This is a genomic window from Isoptericola sp. BMS4, assembly GCF_011634835.1.
GTDB lineage: Bacteria > Actinomycetota > Actinomycetes > Actinomycetales > Cellulomonadaceae > Isoptericola.
Genome location: NZ_SIRP01000001.1, coordinates 573364 through 600012 on the forward strand (window position 1 = coordinate 573364; position 26649 = coordinate 600012).

At 75.6% G+C, this 26649-nt stretch carries 25 protein-coding genes and 1 pseudogene; 16 read left to right on the plus strand and 10 right to left on the minus strand.

Annotated elements, in window-relative coordinates; genetic code table 11:
- Window positions 1–73: 73 nt before the first annotated feature.
- Genes EYB28_RS02515 through arsB form a run of 3 tightly spaced genes read right to left on the minus strand, consistent with a single transcriptional unit; the run spans window position 74 to window position 2652 of the window.
- Entirely contained in the window at window positions 74–490 is a 417-nt protein-coding gene (locus EYB28_RS02515; RefSeq protein ID WP_166844570.1) for an arsenate reductase ArsC, read from the minus strand.
- 9 nt (window positions 491–499) lie between these two features.
- Window positions 500–1537 carry a metalloregulator ArsR/SmtB family transcription factor gene (locus EYB28_RS02520; RefSeq protein WP_166844572.1) on the minus strand — a complete coding sequence of 346 codons (1038 nt, stop codon included), beginning with the start codon at window positions 1535–1537 and terminating at the stop codon, window positions 500–502.
- A complete protein-coding gene (gene arsB, locus EYB28_RS02525; RefSeq protein WP_205710820.1) occupies window positions 1534–2652 on the minus strand; it encodes an ACR3 family arsenite efflux transporter in 1119 nt (372 codons plus the stop codon). Before arsB ends, EYB28_RS02520 begins: the two co-directional genes overlap by 4 nt.
- A 168-nt stretch (window positions 2653–2820) precedes the next feature.
- Here arsB and EYB28_RS02530 point away from each other — a divergent pair, with 168 nt between their 5' ends.
- From EYB28_RS02530 to EYB28_RS02540, 3 genes are read left to right on the plus strand one after another with little or no spacing between them, the layout of a single operon-like run.
- Window positions 2821–3552, plus strand: a complete 732-nt coding sequence (locus EYB28_RS02530) for a TetR/AcrR family transcriptional regulator (protein WP_166844574.1) — start codon at window positions 2821–2823, stop codon at window positions 3550–3552.
- A gap of 59 nt (window positions 3553–3611) precedes the next feature.
- Window positions 3612–4619 carry an ABC transporter ATP-binding protein gene (locus tag EYB28_RS02535; RefSeq protein ID WP_166844576.1) on the plus strand — a complete coding sequence of 336 codons (1008 nt, stop codon included), beginning with the start codon at window positions 3612–3614 and terminating at the stop codon, window positions 4617–4619.
- Window positions 4616–6304 (plus strand): ABC transporter permease, encoded by a 1689-nt coding sequence (locus tag EYB28_RS02540; RefSeq protein WP_166844578.1) that lies wholly within the window; start codon window positions 4616–4618, stop codon window positions 6302–6304. Before EYB28_RS02535 ends, EYB28_RS02540 begins: the two co-directional genes overlap by 4 nt.
- A gap of 73 nt (window positions 6305–6377) precedes the next feature.
- On the opposite strand, the gene EYB28_RS02545 is transcribed toward EYB28_RS02540, so the two are convergent.
- A complete protein-coding gene (locus EYB28_RS02545) occupies window positions 6378–7166 on the minus strand; it encodes an SDR family oxidoreductase (protein WP_166844580.1) in 789 nt (262 codons plus the stop codon).
- Between the two features lie 95 nt (window positions 7167–7261).
- Here EYB28_RS02545 and EYB28_RS20475 point away from each other — a divergent pair, with 95 nt between their 5' ends.
- Both EYB28_RS20475 and EYB28_RS02555 read left to right on the plus strand, forming a co-directional pair.
- On the plus strand, window positions 7262–7864 hold the full coding sequence (locus tag EYB28_RS20475; RefSeq protein ID WP_304599229.1) for a TetR/AcrR family transcriptional regulator: 603 nt from the start codon (window positions 7262–7264) through the stop codon (window positions 7862–7864).
- Between the two features lie 68 nt (window positions 7865–7932).
- Entirely contained in the window at window positions 7933–9327 is a 1395-nt protein-coding gene (locus EYB28_RS02555) for an amino acid permease (protein WP_370459431.1), read from the plus strand.
- 26 nt (window positions 9328–9353) lie between these two features.
- On the opposite strand, the gene EYB28_RS02560 is transcribed toward EYB28_RS02555, so the two are convergent.
- Window positions 9354–10640, minus strand: a complete 1287-nt coding sequence (locus EYB28_RS02560; RefSeq protein ID WP_240930359.1) for an NAD(P)/FAD-dependent oxidoreductase — start codon at window positions 10638–10640, stop codon at window positions 9354–9356.
- An 81-nt stretch (window positions 10641–10721) separates the two neighbouring features.
- On the opposite strand from EYB28_RS02560, the gene EYB28_RS02565 reads away from it, so the two are divergent.
- The 3 genes from EYB28_RS02565 to EYB28_RS02575 all read left to right on the plus strand — a co-directional run bounded on the left by EYB28_RS02565 (window position 10722) and on the right by EYB28_RS02575 (window position 14247).
- Window positions 10722–11381 (plus strand): MOSC domain-containing protein, encoded by a 660-nt coding sequence (locus EYB28_RS02565; RefSeq protein ID WP_166844584.1) that lies wholly within the window; start codon window positions 10722–10724, stop codon window positions 11379–11381.
- A gap of 63 nt (window positions 11382–11444) precedes the next feature.
- Complete coding sequence (locus tag EYB28_RS02570; protein WP_166844587.1) at window positions 11445–12908, plus strand: DUF222 domain-containing protein; 1464 nt, start codon at window positions 11445–11447, stop codon at window positions 12906–12908.
- 52 nt (window positions 12909–12960) lie between these two features.
- Complete coding sequence (locus EYB28_RS02575) at window positions 12961–14247, plus strand: metallophosphoesterase family protein (protein WP_240930360.1); 1287 nt, start codon at window positions 12961–12963, stop codon at window positions 14245–14247.
- Window positions 14248–14290: 43 nt separating this feature from the next.
- Here EYB28_RS02575 and EYB28_RS02580 read toward each other — a convergent pair whose 3' ends face one another.
- Both EYB28_RS02580 and EYB28_RS02585 read right to left on the minus strand, forming a co-directional pair.
- Window positions 14291–14821 (minus strand): PH domain-containing protein, encoded by a 531-nt coding sequence (locus tag EYB28_RS02580; protein WP_166844589.1) that lies wholly within the window; start codon window positions 14819–14821, stop codon window positions 14291–14293.
- 24 nt (window positions 14822–14845) lie between these two features.
- Window positions 14846–15484: a histidine phosphatase family protein gene (locus EYB28_RS02585; protein ID WP_166844591.1), complete on the minus strand. Its 639-nt coding sequence runs from the start codon at window positions 15482–15484 to the stop codon at window positions 14846–14848.
- Between the two features lie 101 nt (window positions 15485–15585).
- Here EYB28_RS02585 and EYB28_RS02590 point away from each other — a divergent pair, with 101 nt between their 5' ends.
- Window positions 15586–16311, plus strand: a complete 726-nt coding sequence (locus tag EYB28_RS02590) for a DsbA family protein (RefSeq protein WP_240930361.1) — start codon at window positions 15586–15588, stop codon at window positions 16309–16311.
- 153 nt (window positions 16312–16464) lie between these two features.
- Window positions 16465–16647, plus strand: a complete 183-nt coding sequence (locus EYB28_RS02595; RefSeq protein WP_166844593.1) for a hypothetical protein — start codon at window positions 16465–16467, stop codon at window positions 16645–16647.
- Window positions 16648–16671: 24 nt separating this feature from the next.
- On the opposite strand, the gene EYB28_RS02600 is transcribed toward EYB28_RS02595, so the two are convergent.
- Entirely contained in the window at window positions 16672–17619 is a 948-nt protein-coding gene (locus tag EYB28_RS02600; RefSeq protein WP_166844595.1) for a DNA-3-methyladenine glycosylase, read from the minus strand.
- Complete coding sequence (locus EYB28_RS02605) at window positions 17619–18215, minus strand: ribonuclease H (RefSeq protein WP_166844597.1); 597 nt, start codon at window positions 18213–18215, stop codon at window positions 17619–17621. Before EYB28_RS02605 ends, EYB28_RS02600 begins: the two co-directional genes overlap by 1 nt.
- Before the next feature lie 196 nt (window positions 18216–18411).
- Here EYB28_RS02605 and EYB28_RS02610 point away from each other — a divergent pair, with 196 nt between their 5' ends.
- The 6 genes and pseudogenes from EYB28_RS02610 to EYB28_RS02635 all read left to right on the plus strand — a co-directional run bounded on the left by EYB28_RS02610 (window position 18412) and on the right by EYB28_RS02635 (window position 25818).
- Window positions 18412–19581: a VIT1/CCC1 family protein gene (locus EYB28_RS02610; protein ID WP_166844599.1), complete on the plus strand. Its 1170-nt coding sequence runs from the start codon at window positions 18412–18414 to the stop codon at window positions 19579–19581.
- A 143-nt stretch (window positions 19582–19724) separates the two neighbouring features.
- Window positions 19725–22463, plus strand: a complete 2739-nt coding sequence (locus tag EYB28_RS02615; protein ID WP_166844601.1) for a hypothetical protein — start codon at window positions 19725–19727, stop codon at window positions 22461–22463.
- A gap of 85 nt (window positions 22464–22548) precedes the next feature.
- Window positions 22549–22785, plus strand: a complete 237-nt coding sequence (locus EYB28_RS02620; protein WP_166844603.1) for a hypothetical protein — start codon at window positions 22549–22551, stop codon at window positions 22783–22785.
- 242 nt (window positions 22786–23027) lie between these two features.
- A pseudogene (locus EYB28_RS02625) lies at window positions 23028–24337 on the plus strand (MFS transporter).
- Window positions 24338–24427: 90 nt separating this feature from the next.
- Window positions 24428–25408 (plus strand): NAD(P)-dependent alcohol dehydrogenase, encoded by a 981-nt coding sequence (locus tag EYB28_RS02630; protein ID WP_166844605.1) that lies wholly within the window; start codon window positions 24428–24430, stop codon window positions 25406–25408.
- Window positions 25409–25509: 101 nt separating this feature from the next.
- The gene (locus EYB28_RS02635) at window positions 25510–25818 is read left to right on the plus strand and encodes a GNAT family N-acetyltransferase (protein WP_166844607.1); all 309 of its coding nucleotides are present in this window, start codon (window positions 25510–25512) and stop codon (window positions 25816–25818) included.
- Window positions 25819–25828: 10 nt separating this feature from the next.
- Here EYB28_RS02635 and EYB28_RS02640 read toward each other — a convergent pair whose 3' ends face one another.
- Window positions 25829–26644 (minus strand): YceI family protein, encoded by an 816-nt coding sequence (locus EYB28_RS02640; protein ID WP_166844609.1) that lies wholly within the window; start codon window positions 26642–26644, stop codon window positions 25829–25831.
- Between the last annotated feature and the right edge of the window lie 5 nt (window positions 26645–26649).

Below are 26649 nucleotides of genomic sequence, written 5' to 3' on the forward strand. Positions count from 1 at the left end.
ACACCGGGCGCACAGCCTGACAACTCTGGTGGCGCGGGGAGTTGTCAGGCTGAGCGCGTCGAATACCGCGCGCTCAGCCTGACAACTCGACGCCGAGGGAGGCGAGCAGTGCGCGCACGCGACGCTCGATCTCGTCGCGTATCGGGCGGACGGCGTCGATCCCCTGCCCGGCCGGGTCGTCGAGCTGCCAGTCCTCGTACCGCTTGCCGGGGAAGATCGGGCAGGCGTCGCCGCAGCCCATGGTGATGACGACGTCGGACGCCTGGACGGCGTCGGTGGTGAGCACCTTGGGGCGCTCCGCGGTGATGTCGATGCCGCGCTCGGACATGGCCTGGACGGCGACGGGGTTGACCTGGTCGGCAGGCATCGACCCGGCGGACCGGACCTCGACGGCGCCGCCGGACAGGGCGCGCAGGAACCCGGCGGCCATCTGGGAGCGGCCGGCGTTGTGGACGCAGACGAACAGGGCGGAGGGCTTCTCGGACGGCATCGGTTCTCCTCAGGGGTGCTCAGGGAGCGGCTGGTCGGGCAGGAGGTCGCGCAGGAGGGTGCGGACGCGGGCGTCGAGCTCGTCCCGGATGGCGCGGACGCCGGCGGCGGAGGCCAGCGCGGGGTCGCCGACCACCCAGTCCTCGTAGCGCGTGCCGGGCAGCACGGGCACGGCGTCACCGCAGCCCATGGTGACGACGACGTCGGCGGCGCGGACGGCGTCGTCCGTCAGCGGCTTGGGGTAGGTGGCGGCGTCGTCGGCCCCGAGCTCGGCCAGCACCGGGCGGACGGCGTCGTGCACGTGCCCGGCGGGGACCGACCCGGCGGAGCGCACGACGACCCGGTCGCCCGCCCGGCGGGCCAGCAGGGCGGCGGCGAGCTGGGACCGGCCGGCGTTGCCGACGCAGACGAACAGCACCTGCGGCGGGTGGCCGGCGGCGTCGCGCGACTCGGCGGCGCGGGCCTTGGCCGCGTCGACGAGCCGCTGGCGCGCGAAGTGCTCGGTGAGAGCCACGAGGTGCACGGGGATGCCGCCGCGGCGGGCGAGCGCGGTGTACGACTCGCGGACCACGCGCAGCGCCTCGGCGGGGTCGGTGCCGGGCACGCGCCGCGCGAGGGCGTCGGCGAGCCCGGCCAGCTCGCGGTCGACGTCCGCCAGCCCGTGCAGGTCGGTCCGCCGGCCCGCGCCGGGGTCCTCGGGCGTGGCGGTGTCGGCGACGGCGGGCGCGAACCGGTCCAGCAGCGTCGTGACGGCGGTGCGGTACACGGGCGCGACCCGGGAGAAGACGGCGGTGCCGCGGCGCTCGGACGTCACCACCCCGACGTCGCGCAGCACCTTGAGGTGGTGGGAGACGGTCGGCTGGGAGACGTCGGCCAGGACGGCGAGGTCGCCGACGTGGGCCTCGCCGCCGGGCGCGGTGGCGATGGCCGAGAGCATGCGCAGCCGCAGCGGGTCGGCGAGGGCCTTGAGGACGCCGGCGACGGCGTCGGCCACGTCGGGGCCCAGCGCGCGGCCGTCGGCGGGGACGGGCGTGGGGGTGACGGTCATGATCGGACCTCCGTGTCCGAGGGCGCGACGGCGGCCGGGGCGTCGGTGGCGGCCGCCGCGCGCGGGTCGGCGCCGAACCACCGGCGCCCGGCCCACAGGCTGACGTAGACGAGGCCCACCAGCACGGGGACCTCGATGAGCGGCCCGACGACCCCGGCGAGCGCCTCGCCCGAGGTGGCGCCGAAGGTCGCGATCGCGACGGCGATCGCGAGCTCGAAGTTGTTGCCCGCCGCGGTGAACGCGAGCGTCGTCGTGCGGGCGTACCCGAGGCCCAGCGCCTTGCCGAGGACTATGCCCAGGCCCCACATGACGGCGAAGTACACGAGCAGGGGCAGGGCGATCCGCGCGACGTCGAGCGGGTTCGAGGTGACGGCGTCGCCCTGCAGGGCGAACAGCAGCACGATGGTGAACAGCAGCCCGTACAGGGCCCACGGTCCCACCCGCGGGACGAACCGCTCCTCGTACCAGTCGCGGCCGTGAGTGCGCTCGCCGATCGCGCGGGAGGCGAACCCGGCCGCGAGCGGGATGCCGAGGAACACGAGCACATTGAGCGCGATCTGGCCCACGGAGACGTCGAGACCCTGGGTGTCCAGCCCCAGCCAGCCCGGAAGCACGGTGAGGTAGAAGTACCCGAGCATCCAGAACGCGACCACCTGGAAGACCGAGTTGACCGCCACGAGCACGGCCGCGGCCTCGCGGTCGCCGCACGCGAGGTCGTTCCAGATGACGACCATGGCGATGCAGCGGGCCAGGCCGACGACGATCAGGCCGGTGCGGTACTCGGGCAGGTCCGGCAGGAAGATCCACGCGAGGGCGAACATCAGCGCCGGCCCGACGATCCAGTTGAGCACCAGGGACGACACGAGCAGGCGCTTGTCGCCGGTGACGGCGGCGACCCGGTCGTAGCGGACCTTCGCCAGCACCGGGTACATCATCACGAGCAGCCCGAGCGCGATCGGCAGCGAGACGCCGTCGACCTCCAGCGCGGCGAGCGCCTCCGCGAGGGCGGGGACGAAGCGGCCGAGGAGCAGCCCGGCGACCATCGCGGCGCCGATCCACACCGGCAGCCAGCGGTCGACGGCGGACAGGCGAGCGGGTGCGGGTGCAGTGGGCACAGGAGCTCCGAGGGCTGGGCAGGTCGTCCCGACCTGGGTGTATCGAACTTCGTCAATATTGACATATATCGATGCAGTCTCGCCAGCACGGCGCGACGGTCCCGCCTGCGCGCACCGCGTGCGTCCTGGCCTTGCATGCGTGCTGAACGAGCGTTTAGTCTGCTGAACATGCGTTCAGAAGTGGGCTCGCAGGGACGGTCGGGCGGCGGTGTCGCCGACGACCGGACCACCCGCGCGCGCATCCGTGACGCCGCCGTGCGGCGCTTCGCGAGCGTCGGCTTCGGCGCGTCGGTGCGTACGATCGCGGCCGACGCCGGAGTGAGCCCCGCGCTCGTCATCCACCACTTCGGCTCGAAGGAGAAGCTGCACGTCGCGTGCGACGAGCACGTGCTCGCGTGGATCGCGGAGGCCAAGCGGGCCAACATGGGCAAGGCCGCCGGCGGGCAGCTGCTCGAGGTGCTCGCCCAGGCCGACGAGATGGCCCCGCTCGTCGGCTACGTCCTGCGGTCCGTGCAGGCCGGCGGTGCCGTGGGCAGGTCGTTCGTCGAGCACATGGTCGAGGACGCCGTGAAGTACACCTCGGAGGCCGTGGAGCAGGGCCTGGCGAGGCCGAGCCTCGACGAGGAGGCGCGCGTGCGCTACCTCGTCTACTCCTCCCTCGGGTCGCTCCTCATGGCGATGACGTTCGACCCGCCGGACGACCCGCAGGACACGACCGCCGTCATGCGGCGGTTCATGGGTGACATGTACCTGCCGATGCTCGAGCTCTTCACCCAGGGCTTCCTCACCACCCGGCGGATGCTCGACGACTACCTCCTGTACGTCGGCGACCCGCCGACGGGCGGTGCCCGGGCAGACGCCGACGGGGCGACCCCGACCGAGGGTGACCCCGCCGCCTGAGCACCTCGTCGCGCACGCGACCGTCGGTCCGTCCCTGACATCCACGACGAAGAGGAATCATGGCCACCACGCCTCAGCGTGCCTCCGGCACGCCCGCGATCGAGATCCACGACCTGCACAAGTCCTTCGGCACCGTCCAGGCCCTGGACGGCCTCGACTTGACCGTCACCCCCGGCCAGGTCGCCGGCTTCCTCGGTCCCAACGGCGCCGGCAAGTCGACCACCATCCGTGTGCTGCTGGGCCTGCTGCGCTCCGACTCCGGCAGCGTCCGCCTGCTCGGCGGCGACCCCTGGTCCGACGCCGTCGCGCTGCACCGCCGGCTGGCCTACGTGCCGGGCGACGTGTCGCTGTGGCCCAACCTGTCCGGGGGCGAGGCGATCGACTACCTCACCCGGCTGCGCGGCCCCGTCGACAAGCGGCGCAAGGCCGCGCTCCTCGAGCGCTTCGAGCTCGACCCCACCAAGAAGGCGAGCACCTACTCCAAGGGCAACCGGCAGAAGGTCGCCCTGGTCGCCGCGTTCATGCACGACGTCGACCTGCTCGTGCTCGACGAGCCCACCTCGGGGCTCGACCCGCTCATGGAGGCCGTCTTCATGGAGCGCGTGCGCGAGGCCAAGGACCGCGGCACCTCCGTGCTGCTGTCCAGCCACATCCTGTCCGAGGTCGAGAAGGTCTGCGACACCGTCACGATCATCCGGGCGGGGCGTTCCGTCGAGTCCGGCACGCTCGACGAGCTGCGGCACCTGACCCGCTCCACGGTCAACGCCGTCGTCGGCGGCGACCCGGCCGGGCTCGTCGTGCTGCCGGGCGTGCACGACGTCGAGACGGCGCAGGGCGAGTCCGGCACCCGCGTGAAGTTCGACGTCGACAACGCCGAGATGGCCGGTGTCCTCACCGCGCTCAGCACCATGGACGTGCACAGCTTCACGGCGGCCCCGCCGTCGCTGGAGGAGCTGTTCATGCGCCACTACGGCGACGAGCTCGCCGGTGAGGAGGCCGCGGAGTCGGCGGCGCGGCGCGCGGGGGAGACCGGCAAGCACGCGCGCAGCGAGGCGGGTGCGCGATGACGACGACCCTGGAACGGACCGCGCCTGCGGCGCCGTCCGCACCTGCCGCCCGCGCGGGGTCCACCCTGACCGGCACCTGGAGCCTGGTGCGGTTCATCCTGCGCCGCGACCGAGTGCGCCTCACCGTGTGGACCCTCTCGCTCGTCGCGTTCTACGCCTATTTCACGGCGGCGCTCGGCCTCATGAGCGAGACCGAGGGGGCCTTGCAGGCCCGGGCCGCCATCATGGAGACACCGTCGGGCATCGTCATGGGCGGCCCCGGGTACGGCGTCGACGACTACACGGTCGGCGCCGCCATCGCCAACGAGGGCACCGTCTGGGTCGTGCTCGCGCTCGCGCTCATGAGCATCCTGCACGTGGTCCGGCACACTCGCGCCGAGGAGGAGTCCAGCAGGTCCGAGCTGGTGCGCGCCAATCCTGTGGGTCGCCACGCCCCCGCCGTCGCCGCCGTGATCACCCTCGTCGCCGTCAACGCGGTCGTCGCCGTCGTCTCCGCGCTCGCGATGACCGGCGTCGGCGGCGCCGAGGAGATGCCGCTGGCGGACTCGCTCGGCATGACCGTCGGCGTCGGTCTGAGCGCGATGGTCTTCGGCGCGATTGCGCTGGTCTTCTGCCAGCTCGTCGAGCACGCTCGGGGTGCCACCGGTCGCAGCGTCGCCGTCTTCGGGCTCGCCTTCACGATCGAGGTCGCCGGCAACCTGCGCGAGGTTCCGGGCGGCAGCGCGCTCTCGTGGTTCTCTCCGATCGCCTGGGCGCAGCAGACCCGGGCGTTCGTGGACCTGCGCTGGTGGCCGATGGCGCTGAGCGTCGTCGCGGTCGCCGTCCTGCTCTGGTTCGCCTCGTTCCTGGCGTCGCGCCGCGACTTCGGTGGCGGCATGATCGCGTCGCGGCCGGGCCGGGCCGACGCGACCGAGTCGCTGCGCGGTCCGGTCGCGCTCGCCTGGCTCCAGCAGAAGGGCGCTTTGCGCTGGACGGCTGCCGGGCTGGGCGCCATGTGGATGGCCTCCGGCACGCTCATCCCGGACATCGGGGAGATGATCGGGGATCTCATCGCCGACAACCCTGCGATGTCGGCGATCTTCGGGGGCGACACCTCCGAGTTCGAGGCGGCGTTCCTCGGCGTGATGATGCTGTACGGGGCGCTGTGCTGCGCGGGCTACGCCATCGTGATGGGCCTGCGTCCCAAGGCGGAGGAGACGACGGCGCGGGCCGAGCTCGTCCTGTCCACGCCGGTGTCCCGGCGCCGGTGGTTCGGCGCCCAGCTCCTCGTCGCCGGGGCCGGGACCGTCGTGCTGCTCGCCGTCAGCGTCGTCGCGCTCTGGCTCGGCACGTACATCGTCGACGTGACGGATCCGGGCCTCGGCACCTACGCCGAGGTGTTCGTCAGCTACGTGCCCGCCGTGCTCGTCTACCTGGGGCTGACAGCGGCGTTGTTCGCCTGGGTCCCGCGGGCCACCGCGGCGGGCTGGGCGCTGCTCGCGTACACGTTCGTCATCGGCATGTTCGGGGGGCTCATCGAGGACATGCCCGAGGCGGCGAACTGGATCGCGCCGTTCTACTGGGTGCCGGAGGCGTTCGTCGCCGACTTCGACCCCGGGTCGTTCGTCGGCCTGAGCGCTGTCGCGGCGGCGCTGTTCGTCCTCGCGTTCGTCGGCTTCCGCCGTCGGGACGTCGTCACGAGCTGACCCGCACACGAGCTGTCAGGCTCTCGCGCCGGTATCCCCGCACGAGAGCCTGACAACTCGTTCTCGAGGAGGGTCAGGCGGCCATCATGCGCGCGCTGACGGCGAGGACGGCGCGGCGGGGCAGCAGGTGCGTGGCGCTGCCGAGGAACCGGTTGGTCGACCCGGAGACGACCATGGCCGGCGGCCGCCGGCGGTCGAGCGCCGCGAACAGGGTGTCGCCCACCTGCTCGGGGGTCTGGAAGCGGCCCACGGCCGGGGACTCGGACCCCATCACCTCGAAGAACTCCGTCCGCGTCGCGCCGGGGCACAGAGCGAGGGCGTGCACGCCGGTGCCGCGCAGCTCGGCCGACAGCGCCTCGGTGAAGCTCAGCACGAACGCCTTGGTCGCCCCGTAGGTGGCCATGTGGGGCAGGGGTTGCAGGGCGGCGATGCTCGCGACGTTGACGACGGCGCCGCGGCCCACGGCGAGCAGGTCGGGAAGCAGCCCGCGCGTGAGGGTGACCACGGCGTTGACGTTGAGCGTCACCATGTCGTCGAGGCGGCCGGGGTCGGCGTCGGCGACGTCGCCGTGGGCGCCGAAGCCCGCGTTGTTGACGAGCGTGCCGACCCGCAGGCCGCGCTCGTGGACGGCGTCGACGACGCGCCGCGGGCCGTCGGGGGCGGCGAGGTCGGCGGCGACCGTCTCGGCGGAGACGCCGTGGTCACGGCGCAGGCGCGCGGCGAGGTCGGTGAGCCGGTCGGTGCGGCGGGCGACGAGCACGAGGTCCGCACCCCGCGCGGCCAGTCGTTCGGCGACGACCGCGCCGATGCCGGAGCTCGCCCCGGTGACGAGGGCGGTCGTGCCGTGGAAGTCGGTGGCCATGGGTTCCTCCGGGTGCGTCGGGCGGGCGTGCCCGTCAAATGTAGGCACTGCCTACCCATGTTGTCAACGACAACATGGGCGCTAGGCTGGGCGGCGTGACGCGCACCTACCACCACGGCAACCTCCGCGACGCGCTGCTCGCCCGGGCGGAGGAGCAGCTCGCCACCGACGGCGTCGACGGGATCTCCCTGCGCAGCCTCGCCCGCGACCTCGGCGTCAGCCACGCCGCGCCCGCGCGACACTTCCGCGACAAGCAGGCGCTCCTCGACGCGCTGGCCCTCGTCGGGTTCCGGCGGCTCGACGACGGGCTCGCGCGGGCGGTCACCGAGGCGGGCGGCGCGTTCGACGACCGGCTCCGGGGCCTCGGCAGGGCGTACGCCCGGTTCGCGATCGCGCACCCGCGGCTCCTCGAGGTGATGTACGCGGGCAAGCACCACCCCGAGGCCAGCGCGGAGCTGCTCGCCGTCGCGCGCCGTGGGCTCGGCCTGGTCGCCGACGCCGTCGACACCGGGCAGCGGGCCGGCGCGGTCCGTGACGGCGACCCCGACCACCTCGCCCTGCTCCTCTTCGCCGCCGTCCACGGCGTCGCGCAGCTCGCCACCGGCGACCTGCTCGACGGCGAGCCTGCCGCCGACCTGCTCGACGACCTGCTGGAGACGTGCCTGCGCGGCCTCGCCGCCCCGACGCCGGCAGGCTGACCTGGCCGCCCGCCCGCCGTCGCCACGGATGCGGGGCGCGACCCCGGGCCGGGTTACCGTGGTCGGCCGTGACCACCACCAGCGACCGCTCGGACGCGCACCTCGCGCACGGCCTGCGCCCCCGCCACCTGACGATGATGGGCCTCGGCTCCGCGATCGGCGCGGGCCTGTTCCTCGGCTCCGGGCAGGCGATCGGCACCGCCGGGCCCGCCGTGCTCATCAGCTACGCGATCGCGGGCGCCGTCGTCGTGCTCGTGATGCGGATGCTCGCGGAGATGGCGTCCGCGATGCCCTCCTCGGGCTCGTTCTCCGTCTATGCCGAGGCCGCCCTGGGCCGTTGGGCCGGGTTCCTGCTCGGCTGGCTGTACTGGTTCATGCTCATCATGGTGCTCGGCGTCGAGGTGACCGGCGTCGCCGAGATCGTCACCGGGTGGTGGCCCGCCGTCCCGCAGTGGGCCGTCGCCGCGCTCGTCGTCGCGGTGCTCGGCGGGATCAACCTCGTCGGCGTGAAGCAGTTCGGGGAGGCCGAGTTCTGGTTCGCGCTGATCAAGGTCGCCGCGATCGTCGCGTTCCTCGCCGTGGGCGTGCTCATCGTCGTCGGCGTGATCCCGGTCTCGGGCAGCGTCCTCGGGCACTGGGCGGATCACGGCGGGTTCGCCCCGGCCGGGGTCGCCGGCATCGCCGCCGGCCTGCTCGCGGTGGCGTTCGCCTTCGGCGGCATCGAGATCGTCGCGATCGCCGCGGCCGAGGCCCGGGACCCGCGCGACGCCGTCGCCCGCGCCACCCGCACCATCCTGTGGCGCATCCTGTTCTTCTACGTCGGGTCCGTCGCGATCATCGTGGCGCTGGTCCCGTGGGACGACCCCGACGCTCTCGCCTCGCCGTTCGTGTCCGTGCTGCAGCTCGCCGGGTTCGACTGGGCGGCGCGGCTCATGGAGGTCGTCGTGGCGCTGGCGCTGCTGAGCGCCTTCAACGCCAACGTGTACGGCACGTCGCGCATGCTCTTCTCGCTGGGGCAGCGCGACGACGCCCCGGCCGTCGTGACGCGCGTGTCGCGGCGCGAGGTCCCGTGGGTCTCCGTGCTGGTCTCCGTGTTCTTCGGCGTGGTCGCGGTGCTGCTCAACTGGCTCCTGCCCGAGACGCTCCTGTCGATCCTGCTGAACGCCGTCGGGTCGGCGCTGTTCGTCGTGTGGCTGCTCGTCACGATCGCCCAGCTGCGGCTGCGCCCGCGGCTGGAGGCCGAGGCCGCGCGCACGGGCGAGCCGATGCGGCTGCGCATGTGGGGCTTCCCGGGGCTCAGCTGGGTGGTGCTCGCGGCCCTCGTCGGGCTCGCGGCGCTCATGCTCTCCGACGACGCCGCGCGCGCCCAGCTCACCGCGACCGGCGGGCTGGTGCTCGTGATCCTCGCGGTCTACGCCGTCGTCCGGGCGGTGCGGCGCACCAGGACGCCTGCCGCGGGCTGAGCCCACGCGGGACGACGCCCCCGGCGTCAGTCCGTCTTCGCGGGCCGGATCGTCGGCACGTCGCCGACGATCGGCACGGGGCGCTTGTAGTTCCGGAAGCCGTAGCGCACCACGAGACCCGCCGTCGTCGTCACCCGGTTGCGCACGCCCACCAGCGAGGTGATGTGCACGAACAGCCAGGCGAACCATGCGGTCGCGCGGGTGAGCCGCAGGGGCCGGCGCAGCCCCGGGACGTTGATCTCGGCGATGGCGGAGCGGCGCCCGATCACCGCCATCGTGCCCTTGTCGTGGTACTTCAGCGGCTCCGTGGGGCGGCCCTCGATCAGGGCGAGGATGTTGCGTGCGGCCTGCCGGCCGCCCTGGATCGCCGGCTGGGCGAGCTGGGGCAGCGGGTCGGCCTGGGCAGCGATGTCGCCGACGGCGAAGACGCCCGGGCGCCCGTCCACCTGCAGGTCGTCGCCGACGGCGACGCGGCCGTGCTCGGTGCGCGGCAGGTCCCACGCGTCGACCTCGGGGTGCGGGCCGATGCCCGCCGACCACACCGTGAGGTCCGCGGGGAGGGTGGTGCCGTCGGTGAGCACGACCTTGTCGGGGCCGACCTCGGCGACCCCGGAGCCCAGCCGCAGCGTCACCTGGCGCCGGGCGAGCTCCTCCGCGGCGTAGGCCCGCAGCGCCGGGTCGAACGTCTTGAGCAGCTCGGTGCCGCGCTGCACGATCGTCACCTCGAAGGCGTCGCCGTGGATCTCCGGGTAGCTGGGCGCGAGCCCGGCGGTGCGCAGCTCGGCCAGCGCGCCCGCCACCTCGACGCCGGTGGGGCCGCCGCCGACCACCACGACCCGTAGGCCGGCGTCGCGGTGCTGCGCGAAGGCCGACTGCTCGAGGCGGATGAAGAGCTGGTCGCGGATCTTCAGCGCCTGGGAGCGGGAGTACATGCCGAGGGCGTGCTCCTCGGCGCCGGGAGTGCCGAAGTAGTTGACGGTGACGCCGTTGGCGACCACCAGGTAGTCGTAGCCGATCTCCTGCCCGCCCAGCAGCCGGATCCGCCGGTCCTCGTGGTCGATGCCGACCAGGTGCTCGTGCACGACGCGGAGGTTCTTCTGGCGCAGCCGCAGCGCCCGCAGCCAGGTGGTGACGTCACCGGCGTTCAGGCCGCCGGTCGCGACCTGGTACAGCAGCGGCTGGAACGTCTTGTACACACGGCGGTCCACGAGAGTGACCCGTACGGGCGCGTCGGCGAGGGCCCTGACTGTCGCCAGTCCGCCGAAGCCTCCGCCGACGACGACCACGTGGGGGAGGGGGCTCTGCTCGGTCACGAGCCCACCGTAGACGAGCCGGGCCACGTCCGGCCTGCGATGACGCTCCGGGAGGCGGCCGCGCGGTGAGAGCATGGCCACATGGCTGAGGTGGTGGCGGTGTGCCGGGTCCGCGCTCTCCTGCCCGACTCCGGGTCGGTCGGCGTCACGGGCATCGACAAGCGCCCCGTCGAGGGCCGGGTCCGGGCCCGGCCGATCGGGCTGTACGGGGACGTCCAGGCGGACCGGGAGCACCACGGCGGATACGACCAGGCGGTCTACGCCTACGCCGAGGAGGATGCCGAGCGATGGTCGGCCGAGCTCGGGTACGCGATCACCCCGGGCCTGTTCGGGGAGAACCTGCGCACGCGCGGCCTGCCGGTGAGCGGCGCCGTCATCGGCGAGCGCTGGCGCGTCGGGACGGCCACGCTCGAGGTCACGCAGCCGCGGACGCCGTGCCAGACGTTCGCCCGGCGGCTCGGCTCCCCGCCGCGGTGGGTGCGCCGGTTCACCGAAGAGAACCGCACCGGCGCGTATCTCCGTGTCGTCGAGCCGGGCGAGCTCGGCGCCGGCGACGCGATCGAGGTCGTGTCCCGCCCGGCGCACGGCGTCACCGTCGCGGACTGGTTCGGGGCCGCCAACCGGCTCGACGGCGCGGCCGACGTCGGCCGTGTGGCGGCGGCCCTGCTCGCCGCGCACGACGGCGGCGACGTGCGCCTGGGTGACGAGCTGCTCGCGCGGGCGCGCCGCGCCGCCCGCTGAATCCACCGGACGATCTGCGGGAACCTCTTGCGCGCGGTCGAACGGACCCCTACAGTCGAACACATGTTCGAGAGCGACGGGGTGGCTGGGCACGCGGCCGACCCCACGGTCTCTCGTTCGCCCGGTTCCGGCGTGGCCAGTGCCCCGGCCGCGCCGGAACCGGGCCTCGTGCGAGACAACGGACCCGTGCGCCGGGAGCGCGACGCCGTGCCGCCGGTCCTGCTGGACCGCGAGCCCGCGGGCGCAGGCCTCGCCGCGGAGCTGTCCGCGGTCGACGAGGCGGCGCTCGGCGACGACGACCTCGTCGAGGTGCTGGCGGCGTGGGACCGGCTCGCGTCCTGGGCGGAGGCGGGCGCTGCCCGGGCGCTGGCGGCTCTGCTCGGCCGCACGGCAGGCACGGCGCGCGACGAGTTCGTGGCCGACGAGGTGGCGGCGCGACTCGGGGCGGACCGCGCCGACGCGGCCCGACGCGTCGCGCTGGCCCGCGGGGTCGTGCGCCTGCCGGAGGTCGCCGAGGCGCTGGCCACCGGCGCCGTGGACCGGGGCAAGGCCGAGGCGCTGCTCCTCACCGGGACCCTGCCGGACGACGTGCGCCGGGCGGAGGTCCGTGCGCTGCTGCCCCAGGCGGGGCGGCTCACCCCGCAGGAGGTGCGCGAGCGCCTGCGCCGCGCCGAGCTCGCGCGGGACCCCGACGGCGCCCGGGCACGGCACCACGACGCGCGGGAGGCGCGGTCCGTGCGGATCGAGGCGGTCGACGACACGATGGCGCGGCTGACGGCCGAGCTGCCGGCGGACGACGCGGTCCGGGTCTTCTCGGCGGTCGACGCCGCCGCCGACGCCCTGCGCGAGCACCGCGAGAGCCGCCCGCCGGACGCCGCGCGCGCCGACGCGCTCGTCGGGGTGCTCACCGGCCGCCTGCGCGTCGAGGCGCCGCCAGACCGCGAACGCCACCCCGGGGGCGCGGACCGTGGCGGGGCCGCACGCCGGGCGGGAGCGGCGGCCGCCGGGCCGCCGGTCGTGCGACCCGGCGACGTCCACGTGACCGTCGCGGCATCCACCCTGCTCGGCTCGGACGACCTGCCCGCGATCCTCGCGGGTCACGGCCCCGTCCCTGCGCCGATGGCGCGGGCCCTCGCCGGAGACCCGGACGCGGTGTGGCAGCGGCTCTTCACCGACCCCGGTACCGGCGAGCTCGTCGACCTCGCCCCGCAGGGGTACCGTCCCGGCGCCGAGCTGCGCCGCGCCGTCGTCGCCGCCCGGGACGCGACGTGCACCTTCCCCGGGTGCCGGGTGCCCGCCGAACGGGCCGACGTCGACCTGGTCGCGGAGGGCGCGGTGACCGGTGCGGGGCTCGGCGTGGGCCTGCACGCGGTGTGCGCCACCCACCGTCGGGCGGCGTCGCACGGCGGGTGGCAGGTGGCGCGCGAGGCGACCGGTGCCACGGTCTGGACGACGCCCACCGGGCGCCGGCACCGTCGGGCGGCGGCCGTCGTCGACCCGCGATGCGTTCCGCCGTCGGTCACGTGACGTTCACGCCCGAACGGTTCGCCGTTCGGGTGGGGGGCCTAGTTTCCGGCGCATGAGCCAGCACCAGCACCCAGCAGACGACCGCGCCACCGCCGGGGCGACCGCCCCCGCCGGCCAGGGCGCCCCGCGAAGCGACGACGCGACCGCCGGACCCGGAGGAGACGGCGGGAGGAGCGGCCTCGGACGGCGGACGTTCATGACCCTCTCGGGGGTCGGCGCCGCCGGCGCGGTCGCCGCCACCGCCCGGCCCGCCGCCGCCGAGGTGCCCGCCACGGTCACCGCCGGGCGCCGCCCGCGCCTGCGGTTCCGCGACGACGGCACGTACACGATCGTCCAGTTCAACGACACCCAGGACGACGAGAAGATCGACCGGCGCACCCTGGAGCTCATGCGCGCCGTCCTCGACGACGAGCAGCCCGACCTCGTGATCCTCAACGGGGACAACATCACCGGCGGCTGCGACACCCCGCTCGAGATGCGGCAGGCGATGAACAACGTCGCCCAGCCCATGGAGGAGCGGGGCGTCCCGTGGGCGATCACGTTCGGCAACCACGACGAGGACTCCACGCCGACCAGCGGGGTCGACGAGGAGCAGATGCTCGCCTTCTACCGCTCGTACCGTCACAACGTGAACGGGCCGACGGCACGCGGGGTCACGGGCCAGGGCAACTCGCACCTGCTGATCCAGGGCACGAACGGGCGGCCGGCGTTCAACGTGTGGCTGCTCGACTCCGGCCGGTACGCGCCCGGCACCCTCGCGGGCCAGAACTTCCACGGCTACCCGACCTGGGACTGGATCCGCATGGACCAGGTCGACTGGTACTACGACACGTCCGTCGCCCTGGAGCGTCGCCACGGTCGCAAGATCCCGTCGCTCATGTTCATCCACATCCCGCTGTGGGAGTACCGGTTCATGTGGTTCGGCTCCGTCGACGGCCGGACCGCCGCCGACCACGAGCGGGGCAAGGCCCGGCACGGGATCGAGGGGGAGCGCAACGAGGAGGAGTGCCCCGGGCCGTTCAACTCCGGCCTCTTCTCCGCCGTGCAGCACCGCGGCGACGTCAAGGGCATCTTCTGCGGCCACGACCACGTCAACACGTACTCGGGCGACTACTACGGCGTGCTGCTCGGCTACGCCGGCAACACCGGCTTCGGCACCTACGGCCTGAGCGGCGCCGAGCGCAACCGGCTCCGCGGCGCGCGGGTGTACCGGCTCGACGAGTCGGTCGAGGGCGTGCTGACCGGCACCGCCATGCGGTTCGCGTCGGAGTTCGGCATCGACCTCACCGCCGACGACCAGTGGATCGAGCCGCTCCCGCTGCCGGACGGGCGCGACTGACCGGCCGGCGGTCCCGGGTCGGCGTCGGCACGCCGGTCCGGTGTCAGCCGCGCCGGCGCCGCGGCTCGGCCGGCGGCCACTCGCCGTCGTCCGAGCCGTCGTCGGTCGCGTGCAGCAGCTCCTGGATCTGCACGTGGACCTCGCTGACGCGCGGGACGTCGCGGAGCACCATGCCGGCCTTCTCCGTCGCGTCCGACACCTGCAGCCTGCCGCACCCGAGGAGACGGTCGACGAGATCCCGCTCGAGCGCGATGTCGTTGATGCGGTACAGCGGGATGTCGCGGCCCACCCGCGTGAGGATGCCGGACCGCATCGCGATGCGCTGCGTCGTCACCGTGAACGTCGTGGTGCGCCACCGCAGCCACGGCACGACCACCCACACGACCGCCACGACCGCGAGCACGCCGAGCACGACCCAGCGCAGCACGTCGTCGAGGGGGACGAGGAACGAGCCCACGGCGGCGGCGAGCAGCAGGACCAGCAGCAGGAACGGCCAGAGCACGGCCTCCGCGTGCTCGCGCAGCTCCAGGACCACGCGTTCGCCGTCGGTGAGGTTCTGCTCGCTCAGCGCCATGGCGCACATGCTGCCAGACCCACCTCAGAGCGTCGGCGGCAGGTTCCAGCCCTCGACGGTGCGCAGGCCGTGGTCGTACCCGAGCAGGCAGATCGCCGCGGTGCCGAGCTCCAGCCGGGCCCCGTACGCCGGGTCGACGCCCAGCCAGGCGGTGGCGAGCACGCGGAGCAGGTGGCCGTGCGCGACGGCGAGCACGTTCCCGCCGTCCCGGAGCGTGCCGTCCGCGCGCTCCACGAAGCGGCGCGCCCGGGCGGCGACGTCGTCCAGCAGCTCCCCGGGCCGCCCGTCGCCGTGCGCGGGGTCGGGCGGCAGCACGCGCACGCCGTCGTCGAAGATCTGGAACTCGTGCCCGAGGGTGGCGCCGACCTCGACCGAGGTGCGGCCGTCCACGGGGCCGTAGTCCCACTCGGCGAGATCGGGATCCACGACGGCGTCCCCGTGGCCGGCGAGCTCGGCCGTGCGGCGCGCCCGCAGCAGCGGTGACGCGTACACGGCCGCGAAGGTCAGCCCGGCCAGCGCGCGGCCGGCAGTGCGGGCCTGGTCCTCGCCGGCGGGTGTGAGCGGGAGGTCGGTGCGGCCCGTGTGGCGCCCGTCGGCGCTCCACTCCGTCTCGCCGTGGCGGAGCAGCACGAGCTGCGGGTCCTTGCTCGGCACGAGAGGCATGGACCGAGCATCGCCCACCGGGGCGGACGGGGCACGGCGAGTGTGTGCGGCGCCACGCCGGCCCCGGAATCCCGGGCGTGCCCGCGGCGTTGCCCAGGATCGTGACCCACGCATCCACGAACGCCCCGACAGCCGCGACGACCGAGCGCCCGACCGCCACGCTGAAGGTCGACGTCTGGTCGGACGTCGCCTGCCCGTGGTGCTACATCGGCAAGCGCCGCTTCGAGTCCGCGCTGGAACGGCTCCGCGAGCGCGACGGCGCCGCCCCCGCCGTTGAGATCGAGTATCACTCGTTCGAGCTGTCCCCGGACACGCCCGTCGACTTCGAGGGCACCGCGACGGAGTTCCTCGCGAGCCACAAGGGCATCCCGGTCGCGCAGGCGCAGCGGATGCAGGACCAGGTCACCGAGCTCGCCGCCGCCGAGGGGCTGACCTACCGGATGGACCAGGTGCGCCACACCAAGACGCTCAAGGCGCACGAGCTGCTCCACCTGGCCAAGGCGCACGGCGTCCAGGCGGAGATGAAGGAGCGGCTGCTGCGCGCGTACTTCACCGAGGGGCGGCACGTGGGCCACGTCGACGACCTCGCCGACCTGGCCGCCGAGGCCGGCCTCGACCGTGACGAGGTGGCGGCCGCCCTCGACGCGGGCACCTACGCCGAGGACGTCGCCGAGGACGTCGCGCGGGCCCGCGCCCTCGGCATCAACGGGGTGCCCTTCTTCGTGCTGGACGGCGCCTACGGGGTCTCCGGCGCCCAGGACCCGGCCGTGTTCGTGCAGGTGCTGGACCGGGTGCTGGCCGAGCGGGACGACGCGTCCGGCGCGTGACCCCGCCCGGCCACGTGCCGCATCTCACACTCGTCCACGTCGCGTCGTGAGCGTGCGTCGCCGAGAATTGAGACCCCGTCCCGCACCGCCGCGGGTCGACCAACACAGGACGCGCGGCACCGGGGCCGTGCGCTCGTCGTGGAGGAGGAGAGCATGAACGAGATCACCGAGAACGGCTACCGTTCGATCGCCAACCCGCGTCGCACGACGCTCGCGTCGCGCACGCCCGCGGACGCCGCGACCCCGCGCCGTGGCTCCGCCGAGGGCGACGGTCTGCAGATGCTGGCCGACGACGCCGCCCTCTGCGCGGACGGGAGCTGCGCCCTGCCGGAGTGACCTGAGAGGCTGCCGGGCCGTCGCTCAGACGGCCAGGTGGGCGGGGATCGGGAGCCGCGGCCCCCGCCGCGGCGCCTGCGGGCGCCGGTCGAGGAACAGCAGCCGCACCACGCGGTGCCGGTGCGGTGCGTACGGGGCGAGCAGCTGCAGCATGCCGTCGTCGTCGGTCCGCTCGCCCGTGAGCGCCCAGCCGACGGCCGCGGCCAGGTGGAAGTCGCCCACGGACACGGCGTCGGCGTCCCCGAGGGCGCGCTGCGCCACCTCCGCCGAGGTCCACACACCGACCCCCGGCACCAGCTCGAGCCTGCCGCGGGCCTCACCGCCCGGCAGGCCGGCGGCCTCCTCGAGGCGTGCCGTCACCCGCGCGCAGCGCGCGACCGTCGACGCGCGCCTCGGGTCCACCCCCGCGCGGTGCCACTCCCACACGGGCAGCGACGCCCAGGTGCGCGCGTCCGGGACCACGCGCATCCCCTCGGGCGCGGGCCCGGGCGCCGGTGTGCCGCGGCGCGTCACGAGCAGGCGCCACGCCCGGTGCGCGGTGACCACCTGCACCTTCTGCTCCAGCACGGCCGGGACCAGCGCCTCCATGACGCGCCCGCTGCGCGGCATGCGCATCCCAGCGGCCCGCAGCGCCGCCCGGCGCACCTGCGGGGGCGCGACGAACCCGGCGACGTCGTCGTGCTCGCCGAGCAGGTCGGGGAGCTGGCCGGCGGCCTGCCGCGCCCCCGGGCCCCACAGGTGCACGACGGCGGACCGCTCGCCGGTCGCCACGAGGCGCTGGGTGACGGGCCCGGACGGCAGCAGGGAGGTGCGCCACACGGCGCCGTCCGGCGTGCGGCGGACCGTCGGGTCGCCGGCGCCGTGGCGCAGCGGCGCGAGCGTCAGCCCCAGGTCGAGCGGCCGCTCCGAGACGTGCTCGACGACGAGGTCGGCCGCCTCGGCGGTCGCCGGGGCCGTCGGTGGGGCGGCCATCAGTCGAACAGGGTGCCGAGCTCCCAGCCCCGCTCCCTCGCCCCGACGGTCTCGCGCGGACGCACGGACCCCGCGCCCGCCGACGTCGGCGCCTGCCCGGACGGGGCCGTGCCGCCGTCGGCGTCCGCGGGGGAGACGAGCAGCTCGTCCATGCCCCCGCGCCCGGCGCCCCAGTCCTGCGCCGCGAGCCCCGCGAGCTGCTCCGCGCGCTCGTTGAACGGGTCACCGACGTGCCCGCGCACCCACCGGAAACGGACCGGCCCCTCGCGGCCCTCGATGGCCCGGTCGATGGCCTGCACCAGGTCGAGGTGCTGCACGTCGCCGCCCGCCGCCGTGCGCCAGCCCTGGCGCTTCCAGTCCTCCAGCCACTCGGAGGCGCAGCGGATCGCGTACTGCGAGTCGGACTCGACCAGCAGGGGTTCGGGGCCCGGGTGCGCCTCGATCGCGCGCAGCAGCGCGGTGAGATCGGCGACCTGGCCGGTGCCCGAGGCGGCGCCGCCCGAGTCGAAGCGGCCGCCCTCGTGGGCGATCCAGGCCCACCCGATCGCGCCGCCCGGGTCGTCCAGGCAGGAGCCGTCGGTGCTGACAATGATCACGCCGGTGTCCCTCAGTGTCCCGATGTGCGCCCGGCGCCCCCGAGCGTCGCAGCCTATTGTGCCCCGAGCCGGTGACACTCCGGTGAACGCCCATGCCGGGCCGCGCGGCCGGCGCGGGAACGGAGTGCGGACGCCCGAATCCGGTCGCCCGTGCCCCCGGAACCCGCGGACGGTCGCCCGCGGCGATGATGGCCCCATGCACGCCCCCGATCCTGATCCCGACGCCGATACCGGACCCGCGCCCGGTCGCCCCGAGCGCACGGCTGCCGACGTGCGGCGCTGGCGCCGCTACCTGGCCGACGAGCGCTCGGAGGCCGCCGTGTACCGCGACCTCGCGCGGCGCCGCTCCGGTGAGGAGCGCCAGATCCTGCTGGCGCTCGCCGAGGCCGAGCGACGGCACGAGCAGCACTGGCTGGACCTGCTGGGCGACGACGTCGGGCACCCGCTGCGCGGGGACGTCCGCACCCGCCTGCTCGGCTTCCTCGCGCGCCGGTTCGGCGGCGTCTTCGTGCTGGCGCTGGCGCAGCGGGCCGAGTCCCGCTCCACGTACGGCGAGGAGGAGTTCGCGACGGCCAGGATGGCCGCCGACGAGAAGATCCACGAGGAGGTGGTCCGGGGCCTCGCGACCCGCGGGCGCAACCGGCTGTCGGGCACGTTCCGCGCCGCCGTCTTCGGGGCGAACGACGGTCTCGTGTCCAACCTGGCGCTCGTCCTCGGCATCGGCGCGTCCGGGGTGTCGTCGCAGACCGTGCTGGTCACGGGCCTGGCGGGCCTGCTGGCCGGCGCGCTGTCGATGGGCGCCGGCGAGTTCGTCTCGGTCCGCTCGCAGCGCGAGCTGCTCGAAGCGTCGACGCCCGACCCCGGCAGCGCCCGGGCGCTGCCGGACCTCGACGTCGACGCGAACGAGCTCGCGCTGGTGTACCGGGCGCGGGGCATGGAGCCGGACGACGCGCAGGAGCGCGCCGACCGGGTGCTGGCCTCGCTCGGCGCCGCCGGCGCGGGCGACCACGACGGGATCGGTCACGGGTCCGGGCCGGCCGAGCGGCCGGGCGGCGAGGCGACGGCGGACGACGACCACGAGACGCACGGGACGGCGTGGGGTGCCGCGTGGTCCAGCTTCTGCTTCTTCGCCTCGGGGGCGCTGATCCCCGTGCTGCCCTATCTGCTCGGGCTCACCGGCGGGCAGGCGGTCCTGGTCGCGAGCGCCCTGGTCGGGCTGTCCCTGCTGGTCACGGGCGCGATCACCGGGCTGCTCTCGGGCACGTCGCCGCTGACGCGGGCGCTGCGGCAGCTCGGCATCGGCTTCGGTGCGGCCGGCGCCACCTACGCGCTGGGCCTGCTGTTCGGGGCGTCGGGCGGGGTCTGACCGGCGAGTTCACCCGGTCCGTCCGTCCCGAATGCCGTTCACCCGTTGCGGTCGCCCCGGTGAACCGTCAGAGTGTCCTCTTGGGTGATCGGACACCTGGCTTCGAAGGGGACCGAGTGGCGCGCAGCACGGGACGAGCGGTGGTGGCAGGCCGCCGCCGACGCTGGTTCGCGCGCGCCGCCGCGGCCGCGACCGGGCTGGTCGGAGCCGCTGCGCTGAGCGTGGCCGTGGCTGGTGGGGCGTCGGCCGACGACGGCCCGGCCCCTGGATCGCCCGACCCGCGCCCCGCCGCGACCGGCGAGCGGGCCGACGCGGGCCCCCAGGACGACGCGTTCGGCGCGTCCGCGTCCGCCACGGACACCGGGGACACCGCGCAGGAGCCCGCGGGACGGTCGGACGACGGCCCCGGCGGCGACGCGACGCCGGCGGCCGAGGCGCCCCGGGAGCAGGGCCCGGCCGACGGCGGCACCGCGGCGACCGAGCAGCAGCCCGCCTCCTCCGCGGGCGACGACCGCACCGCCCGGGACGACGCGCGCACCGCGGACACGCCGACCGACGTCTCCGGGACGACGACGTCGGACGACACCGCCGCCGTCGAGCCTGACGAGACGGCCGACGCCGGCGACGCCGGCACCGACGAGCAGGTCGAGGCCGGCGCCGTCGAGCCCGACGAGACGGCTGACGGGGCCGAGCGGGCCGACGCGCCGGCCGCGGCCAGCAGCACGGGCGACCCCGACGGCGCGGTGCAGGACGCGCCGGCGCAGCAGGAGCGCTCCCGGTCCGGGTCCGCCGACGAGCAGGCCACGGACGAGCGGTCGACGCCCTCCGCGACGCAGGCGCCCGGCTCCACCCACGAGACCATGTCCCGGCACGACGAGCCGGCCGAGGGCGACGAGCGCGCCACCGCGACAGCCGCCGCCGCGACAGCCGCCGACGGCGCCGACGCCGCCGAGCGGTCGACAGAGGCCGCCGACGCCGCCCCGGGCACCGGCCCCGCCGACATCCCGTCCGGCCTCCGCCTGCTCGACGTCGTCGGCCAGGCGGACGCGGAGCGCCCGGCAGACTCCGCCACCGGCTCCGGAGCGTCCGGCACCGAGGGGCCCGACGGCCCGGCCGACGCCGACGCTCCCGCCGCGGACGACACCGACGGACCCGCCGGGGACGACGCCGCCCGGACCGTGACGGCGGACGGCGGGGCCGTGTCCGGCCTCGTGGCCGCGCTCCTCGGCACGGCCTCCGGCGAGGAGCAGGACGGTGACGCGCCGCATGGTGACGCCGAGGCCGGTGATGTCGAGACCGGTGACGCTCCCTCCGTCGAGGACCCCACCGTGGACGACGGCACCCTGGACGACGGCATCGTGGGCGACCGGCCGACGGACGAGCTGCCCGCCGGCGCGGGGCCGGGGGAGGACGTCTCGGACGAGGACGCGCCCGCCGACGGCGTGCCGGCCGACACCCCCGCGGCGGTGCGCGGGGACGACGACGCCGGGCGAGGCGACGAGGGCGACGACGAGCGGGACGACGAGGCCGAGGGGCCGTCGGCCGACGGCGCGACGCCGACCGGCCCGGACCGGGCGTGGTCGCCCCTCGGGGGGCTGCTGAGCCTGCTCCTGCCCGGGCTGGCGGTCGGCGACGACGCCGGGCAGGCCCCGGTCCCCGCCACCGACGAAGGATCCGACGGTGAGCCGGGAGCGGACGGCGCGTCCGGCCCGGCTCCGGACGCCCCGGCACCGGACGACCAGGCGGCGACCGGCGACCAGGCGGTGCCGGCGCCGGCGGACGGCGGAGGCCTGCTGTCGGGGCTCCTCACCGGGATCCTGGAGCCGGTCGGCGCGGTGACGTCTCCCGTCGGCGCGGTCGTCGAGGGGGTGACGTCTCCCGTCGGCGCCGTCGTCGAGGAGGCGACCTCGCCCGAGGGCGTCGCCGAGCCCGACGCGGGAACCGGCGCGGAGGCGGACCCGGACTCGGCCGGCGTCGAGTCCGAGGCCGGGACGCCGGACGCGCAGGCCCCGGCCGCCGAGAGGCCGGCGTCGGTCCTCGACCCGGTGGGCGGGCTGCTCGGTGCCGTGACGGCGCCGCTCGCGCCGGTCACCGAGGCGCTCGGCACCGTGATCCGTCCCGTGGTGGGGGTGCTCGAGCCCGTGCTGACGCCGGTGCTCGAGCCGGTCGGCGCGGTGGTCGGTGCCGTCACCGCCCCGCTCGCGCCCGTGCTGGACCCGGTGCTCGACGTCGTCGGCTCCGTGGTCGGGGCGCTCGAGCCCGTGCTGGAGCCGGTGCTGGACCTGGCCGACCCGATCCTGTCCCCGGTGACCGACGTGCTCGCTCCGGTCACCGGTGGCGTCCTGGACCCGATCACCGACCCGATCACGGACCCGGCCGGCGACCCCGCCCCGGTGCCCGACGGCGCGGTCGACGCGCCGCAGGACGTCGCCCCGGCCCCGGCCGGCGACCCGGCGGAGCAGACCGCCACCGTCACCCCGGCCGTCGCGGCGCCCGACGCCCCCGAGACGCGGGACGCCGCTCCCGCCCAGGACGCCGAGCGCGCCGCCGCGGCGACGCCGGCGGCCGCCGGCGCCGCCCTGCCGGTGACGCTCCCGCAGGCGGCCCCCGCCGCGGCACCGGCCGACGTCGCGCCCGAGGAAGGCGCGGGCGTCACCGCCGGCGACGCCACGCCGGCCGGCGGCGACCTCGGCCCGGCCGTCAACACGGCCGGCGGCGGCGCGACCTCGGGCAGCCGAGCCGGTAACGGCGCCGGCGCCGACGCCCTGGCCGTCCTCGCCGGCGGGCCGGACGGCACGGCCGCCTTCTGGCAGCTGCCCGTCACCGAGCGCACCGCTGACCTTCCCGCCCGCGCTGAAGACGTTCCCGTCTCCCCTGCCTGACGTGTGGCCCCGTCGCGCCCTGAGGCGCGCGGCAAGCCCGCCGTCGGCGCTCGCCGTCGGCGACCCACGCCAGCCAGGAGAGCTCATGCACACCTCTGTCCACCGCGTGCCGCGGACCTGTGACCGGGTCCTCGTCGGCACGGTCGCGGCGCACCGCGCCGACGACGTCCCCGCGCGACTGCCCGCCGAGACGACGACCGACCCGGGCCGCGGCCCGCAGGAGTCGCCGTACGACGACATGCTCGCGTCGTCCCTGCTGCTGCACAGCGCCCTGACCGGCCGCCGCCCCGCGGCCGTGCCCGCCCCGCGCCACGCCCGCTGACGCCGGCCGGGCGCGGTGCGGTCACGGGCCACCACTGGGGAGGTGGTCCGTGGCCGCTCCGTCCCGGCCGGACCGGGCGAGGGTGCAGCAGGGCGCAGGGGGCTCGGCCGCACCCGTCACAGCACCGGATCCGGCAAGGGAGATCGGAGCGGTCCCGGGCGGACGTCGCCTGGACCGGGGGGAACAGGAATGACCCGCCCGGGACCGCTCGGTGAAGGAAAGGAGATCTAGGCTGGGCACTCGTGCCCCGTCTCGTCGCCGACCTCACCCCGCTACGCGTGTCTCCGGCATATCGCCGGTTGTGGTGGGGACTCGGCATCTCGAACGTCGGCACCCAGGTCACCGTCGTGGCGGTGGGCCTGCAGGTCTACGAGCTGACGCGCTCCACGCTGGCCGTGGGCACGCTCGGCCTCGCGGCCCTGGTGCCGCTGGTCGCGCTCGGCCTCTACGGCGGGGCGCTCGTGGACCACTACGACCGCCGCACCGTGTCGCTGCTCGCGTCGTCGGTGCTGTGGCTGGTGACCGCGGCCATCGCCGTCCAGGCGTGGCTCGACGTCGGGTCGGTCACCCTGCTGTACGGGCTCGTCGCCCTGCAGTCGGCGGCGTTCGCGATCAACAACCCGGCGCGCACCGCGATCATCCCGCGGCTGCTGGAGCCCCGGCTCATGCCGGCGGCCAACGCGCTGCAGACGCTGACGTTCAACGTGGCGCTCACCGGCGGCCCGCTGATCGGCGCCGCCCTCGTGGGCTGGGCCGGGTACGGGTGGGCGTACACCCTCGACACGGTGCTGTTCACGGCCGCGCTGTGGGCCGTGTGGCGCCTGCCGAGCATCCCGCCGGAACCGGCGCCCGGGGACGGGGTGGGCGCCGCACCGGGCGCGCGGCGGCGGCCCGTCGGCCTGCGGTCCGTGCTCGACGGGCTGCGGTACCTCGCCACCCAGCCCAACGTGCGCACGACGTTCGTCGTCGACCTGGCGGCGACCGTCCTGGCCTTCCCCCGCGTCCTGTGGCCGGCGGCCGGCGTCGTGTACCTCGGGGGAGGGGAGACGACGACGGGCTGCTGGCGGGCGGGTTCGCCGTCGGGGGAGTCCTGGCGAGCGTGCTCTCGGGCGGCCTGGTGCGCATGCGCTGGCAGGGGCGGATCATCGTCTGGGCGATCACCTCCTGGGGGCTGTGCATCGCCGCGTTCGGCGCCGTCCTCGTGGCGGTGGGACCGACCACGCCCGACGGCGTCGTGTGGGCCGCGGTCGCGGCCGCCGTGCTGGCGCTCGCGCTGGCCGGGGCCTCGGACGCGATCTCGTCCGTGTTCCGCCAGTCCATCCTGCAGACCGCCACCCCCGACCACCTGCGCGGCCGGCTGCAGGGCGTCTTCATCGTCGTCGTGGCGGGCGGGCCCCGGCTGGGCGAGCTGGTGCTGGGCGGCGAGGCGTCGTGGATCGGCGAGGGCTGGGCCGCCGTGGTCGGGGGCCTGGCCTGCGTCGCCGTCCTGTGGGTCGTCGTGGCGACCCAGCGCCGCTTCTGGCGGTACGACGCGCTGCACCCCGAACCGTAGCGACGGCGCGCGGTCGCCGTGGGGATCGGCGAGGATCGACACGACGACGCGGTCCACCGACGACACGGTCCACGGAACCGGGGAGGGACGATGCGGGCGATCGTGCAGGACGCCTACGGGGGCCCGGAGGTGCTGCGGCTCGCGGACGTCGACCCGCCCGCGCCCGGCGTCGGGCAGGTGCGGCTGCGGGTCCGGGCGGCGGCCCTCGACGCGTCGGTCTGGTACCTGCTGCGGGGCCGCCCCCGCGTGGTGCGGCTCGGCGCGGGCCTGCGGCGTCCTCGCGTGCGGGTGCCCAGCCAGGAGCTGGTCGGGGTCGTGGAGGCCGTGGGCCCGGGGGTGCGCCGCGTCTCCGTGGGCGACGAGGCCTTCGGGACGGGGCGCGGCGCGTTCGCCGAGCTCGCGCTCGCCGCGGAGAACCGCCTCGCCCCGCTGCCGCCGGGCGTGCCGGCCGAGGCGGCGGCCACGCTGGGCGTCTCGGGGACGACTGCGCTGCAGGCGGTGCAGGACGCGGGCGAGGTGCGCGCCGGGCACCGGGTGCTCGTCACCGGCGCGGGCGGCGGCGTGGGGTCGTTCGTCGTCGCGCTCGCCACGGCGCGCGGCGCCGAGGTGACCGCCGTCGCGGGGCCCGGTAAGGCCGACCTGGTGACCCGGCTCGGCGCCGCCCGGACGATCGACTACACCCGTGAGCCGCTCGATGCCGCGGGGGCGCACGACGTCGTGATCGACGTGGCGGGGAACCGGCCGCTGCGCGTGCTGCGCGAGGTGCTCGCCCCCCGCGGCATCCTCGTGCTGGTCGGCGCGGGCGTCGCCACCACGGGGTTCCTCGGAGGGGCGGAGCGCCAGCTGCGCGGGGCGCTGCTCTCGCCGTTCACCCGGCAGCGGATCCGCGGCATGATCGGCATCTCGCAGCCGGACGACCTGCAGACCCTCGCGGCGATGGTCGCCGACGGGCGCCTGCGGCCCGCCGTCGAGCGGGTGGTCGCACTGGAGGACGTGCCTGACGCGGTCCGCGAGCTGGGGCGCGGGCACGCGAGCGGCAAGACCGTCGTCATCCCCTCGCTGGTCAGGTAGTGCTTCCCGTGCGCCGGTAGTGCCCGGCGGGACCTGCTCCGGAACGCAAGGCACTACCTCGTGAGGTGTGACAGCTGCTCGGATGCGGGACGATGCTGGCCATGACCGACATCCGCGAGCACGTGACCGTCGTCGACGACCCGGAGCGGCAGGTCTTCGACGCGCGGCTCGACGACGGCACGACCGCCGGCGGGGCGTACTACCGGCGGCGGGACGGCGTGGTCACCTTCACCCACACCGAGGTCGACCCGGCGTACGAGGGGCGCGGCGTCGGGTCGCAGCTCGCCCGCGGCGCGCTGGACCAGGTGCGCGCCGCGGGCGCGCGGATCGTTCCGCTGTGCCCGTTCATCAAGGCGTACGTCGATCGGCACCCGGAGTACGAGGACCTGCTGGCGCGTACCGACGGGTGAGTCGCCGGCCTCAGCCCGGGAGCACCGTGCCCTGGGCGGCCTGGATCTCCAGCTCCACCTTGAGGGTGGTGCCGACCATGGCGACGCCCGCGGCGACCACCTCGTTGAAGCGGATCGCGAAGGCGTCCCGGCGCAGCTCGGCGGTGGCGCGGAACGCCGCGCGCACCCCGCCCCACGGGTCGGCGCCGGTGCCCAGGTAGGTCAGGTCGAGGTCGACGGGGTGCGCCCGGCCGTGCAGGGTGAGCTCGCCGTGCACCGTCCACCGGTCCGACCCGGCCGGGGTCATCCCGGCGGACCGGTACGTGATCTGCTCGAACACCCCCACGTCCAGGAAGTCGGCGGACCTCAGGTGCTCGTCCCGCTGCGCGTTGCCGGTGTCGATCGACGCCGCGGTGAGCACGGCCTGCACCGTCGAGCGGGCGACGTCGTCGGGCGCGACGTCGATCCGCCCGGCGAGCTCGGTGAACCGGCCCCGGACGCTGGAGATCCCCAGGTGCTGGGCGACGACCACCACCGACGAGTGCGCCGGGTCGATCGTCCAGGGGCCGGGCGGCGGCAGCTCCGTGCCGCCCTGGCGGGACAGGGTCACCGCGCCGAGGCGGGCGTGCCCGGACGCGGTCACGACCGCCGTCGACGCGGCGGGCGCGTAGCCCACCGCGGTGACGACGGCGACGTAGGCGCCGGGCACGAGGTCGGCGCCCTCGTGCACCGCGCCGTCGGCGTCGGCGTCGACGCGCAGCACCTGGGTGCCGGCCGCGTCGGTGAGCGTCACGACGGCGTGCGGAACGGCCCACCCGTCGCGCGTGCGGACGGTCGCGGTCAGCATCCCGC

Coding starts and splice junctions, on each gene's coding strand:
- EYB28_RS02515 (WP_166844570.1), bottom strand. CDS start 490: ATGCCGTCCGAGAAGCCCTCCGCCCTGTTCGTCTGCGTCCACAACGCC.
- EYB28_RS02520 (WP_166844572.1), bottom strand. CDS start 1,537: ATGACCGTCACCCCCACGCCCGTCCCCGCCGACGGCCGCGCGCTGGGC.
- EYB28_RS02530 (WP_166844574.1), top strand. CDS start 2,821: ATGCGTTCAGAAGTGGGCTCGCAGGGACGGTCGGGCGGCGGTGTCGCC.
- EYB28_RS02535 (WP_166844576.1), top strand. CDS start 3,612: ATGGCCACCACGCCTCAGCGTGCCTCCGGCACGCCCGCGATCGAGATC.
- EYB28_RS02540 (WP_166844578.1), top strand. CDS start 4,616: ATGACGACGACCCTGGAACGGACCGCGCCTGCGGCGCCGTCCGCACCT.
- EYB28_RS02545 (WP_166844580.1), bottom strand. CDS start 7,166: ATGGCCACCGACTTCCACGGCACGACCGCCCTCGTCACCGGGGCGAGC.
- EYB28_RS02565 (WP_166844584.1), top strand. CDS start 10,722: ATGGCTGAGGTGGTGGCGGTGTGCCGGGTCCGCGCTCTCCTGCCCGAC.
- EYB28_RS02570 (WP_166844587.1), top strand. CDS start 11,445: ATGTTCGAGAGCGACGGGGTGGCTGGGCACGCGGCCGACCCCACGGTC.
- EYB28_RS02575 (WP_240930360.1), top strand. CDS start 12,961: ATGAGCCAGCACCAGCACCCAGCAGACGACCGCGCCACCGCCGGGGCG.
- EYB28_RS02580 (WP_166844589.1), bottom strand. CDS start 14,821: ATGGCGCTGAGCGAGCAGAACCTCACCGACGGCGAACGCGTGGTCCTG.
- EYB28_RS02585 (WP_166844591.1), bottom strand. CDS start 15,484: ATGCCTCTCGTGCCGAGCAAGGACCCGCAGCTCGTGCTGCTCCGCCAC.
- EYB28_RS02595 (WP_166844593.1), top strand. CDS start 16,465: ATGAACGAGATCACCGAGAACGGCTACCGTTCGATCGCCAACCCGCGT.
- EYB28_RS02600 (WP_166844595.1), bottom strand. CDS start 17,619: ATGGCCGCCCCACCGACGGCCCCGGCGACCGCCGAGGCGGCCGACCTC.
- EYB28_RS02610 (WP_166844599.1), top strand. CDS start 18,412: ATGCACGCCCCCGATCCTGATCCCGACGCCGATACCGGACCCGCGCCC.
- EYB28_RS02620 (WP_166844603.1), top strand. CDS start 22,549: ATGCACACCTCTGTCCACCGCGTGCCGCGGACCTGTGACCGGGTCCTC.
- EYB28_RS02630 (WP_166844605.1), top strand. CDS start 24,428: ATGCGGGCGATCGTGCAGGACGCCTACGGGGGCCCGGAGGTGCTGCGG.
- EYB28_RS02635 (WP_166844607.1), top strand. CDS start 25,510: ATGACCGACATCCGCGAGCACGTGACCGTCGTCGACGACCCGGAGCGG.
- EYB28_RS02640 (WP_166844609.1), bottom strand. CDS start 26,644: ATGCTGACCGCGACCGTCCGCACGCGCGACGGGTGGGCCGTTCCGCAC.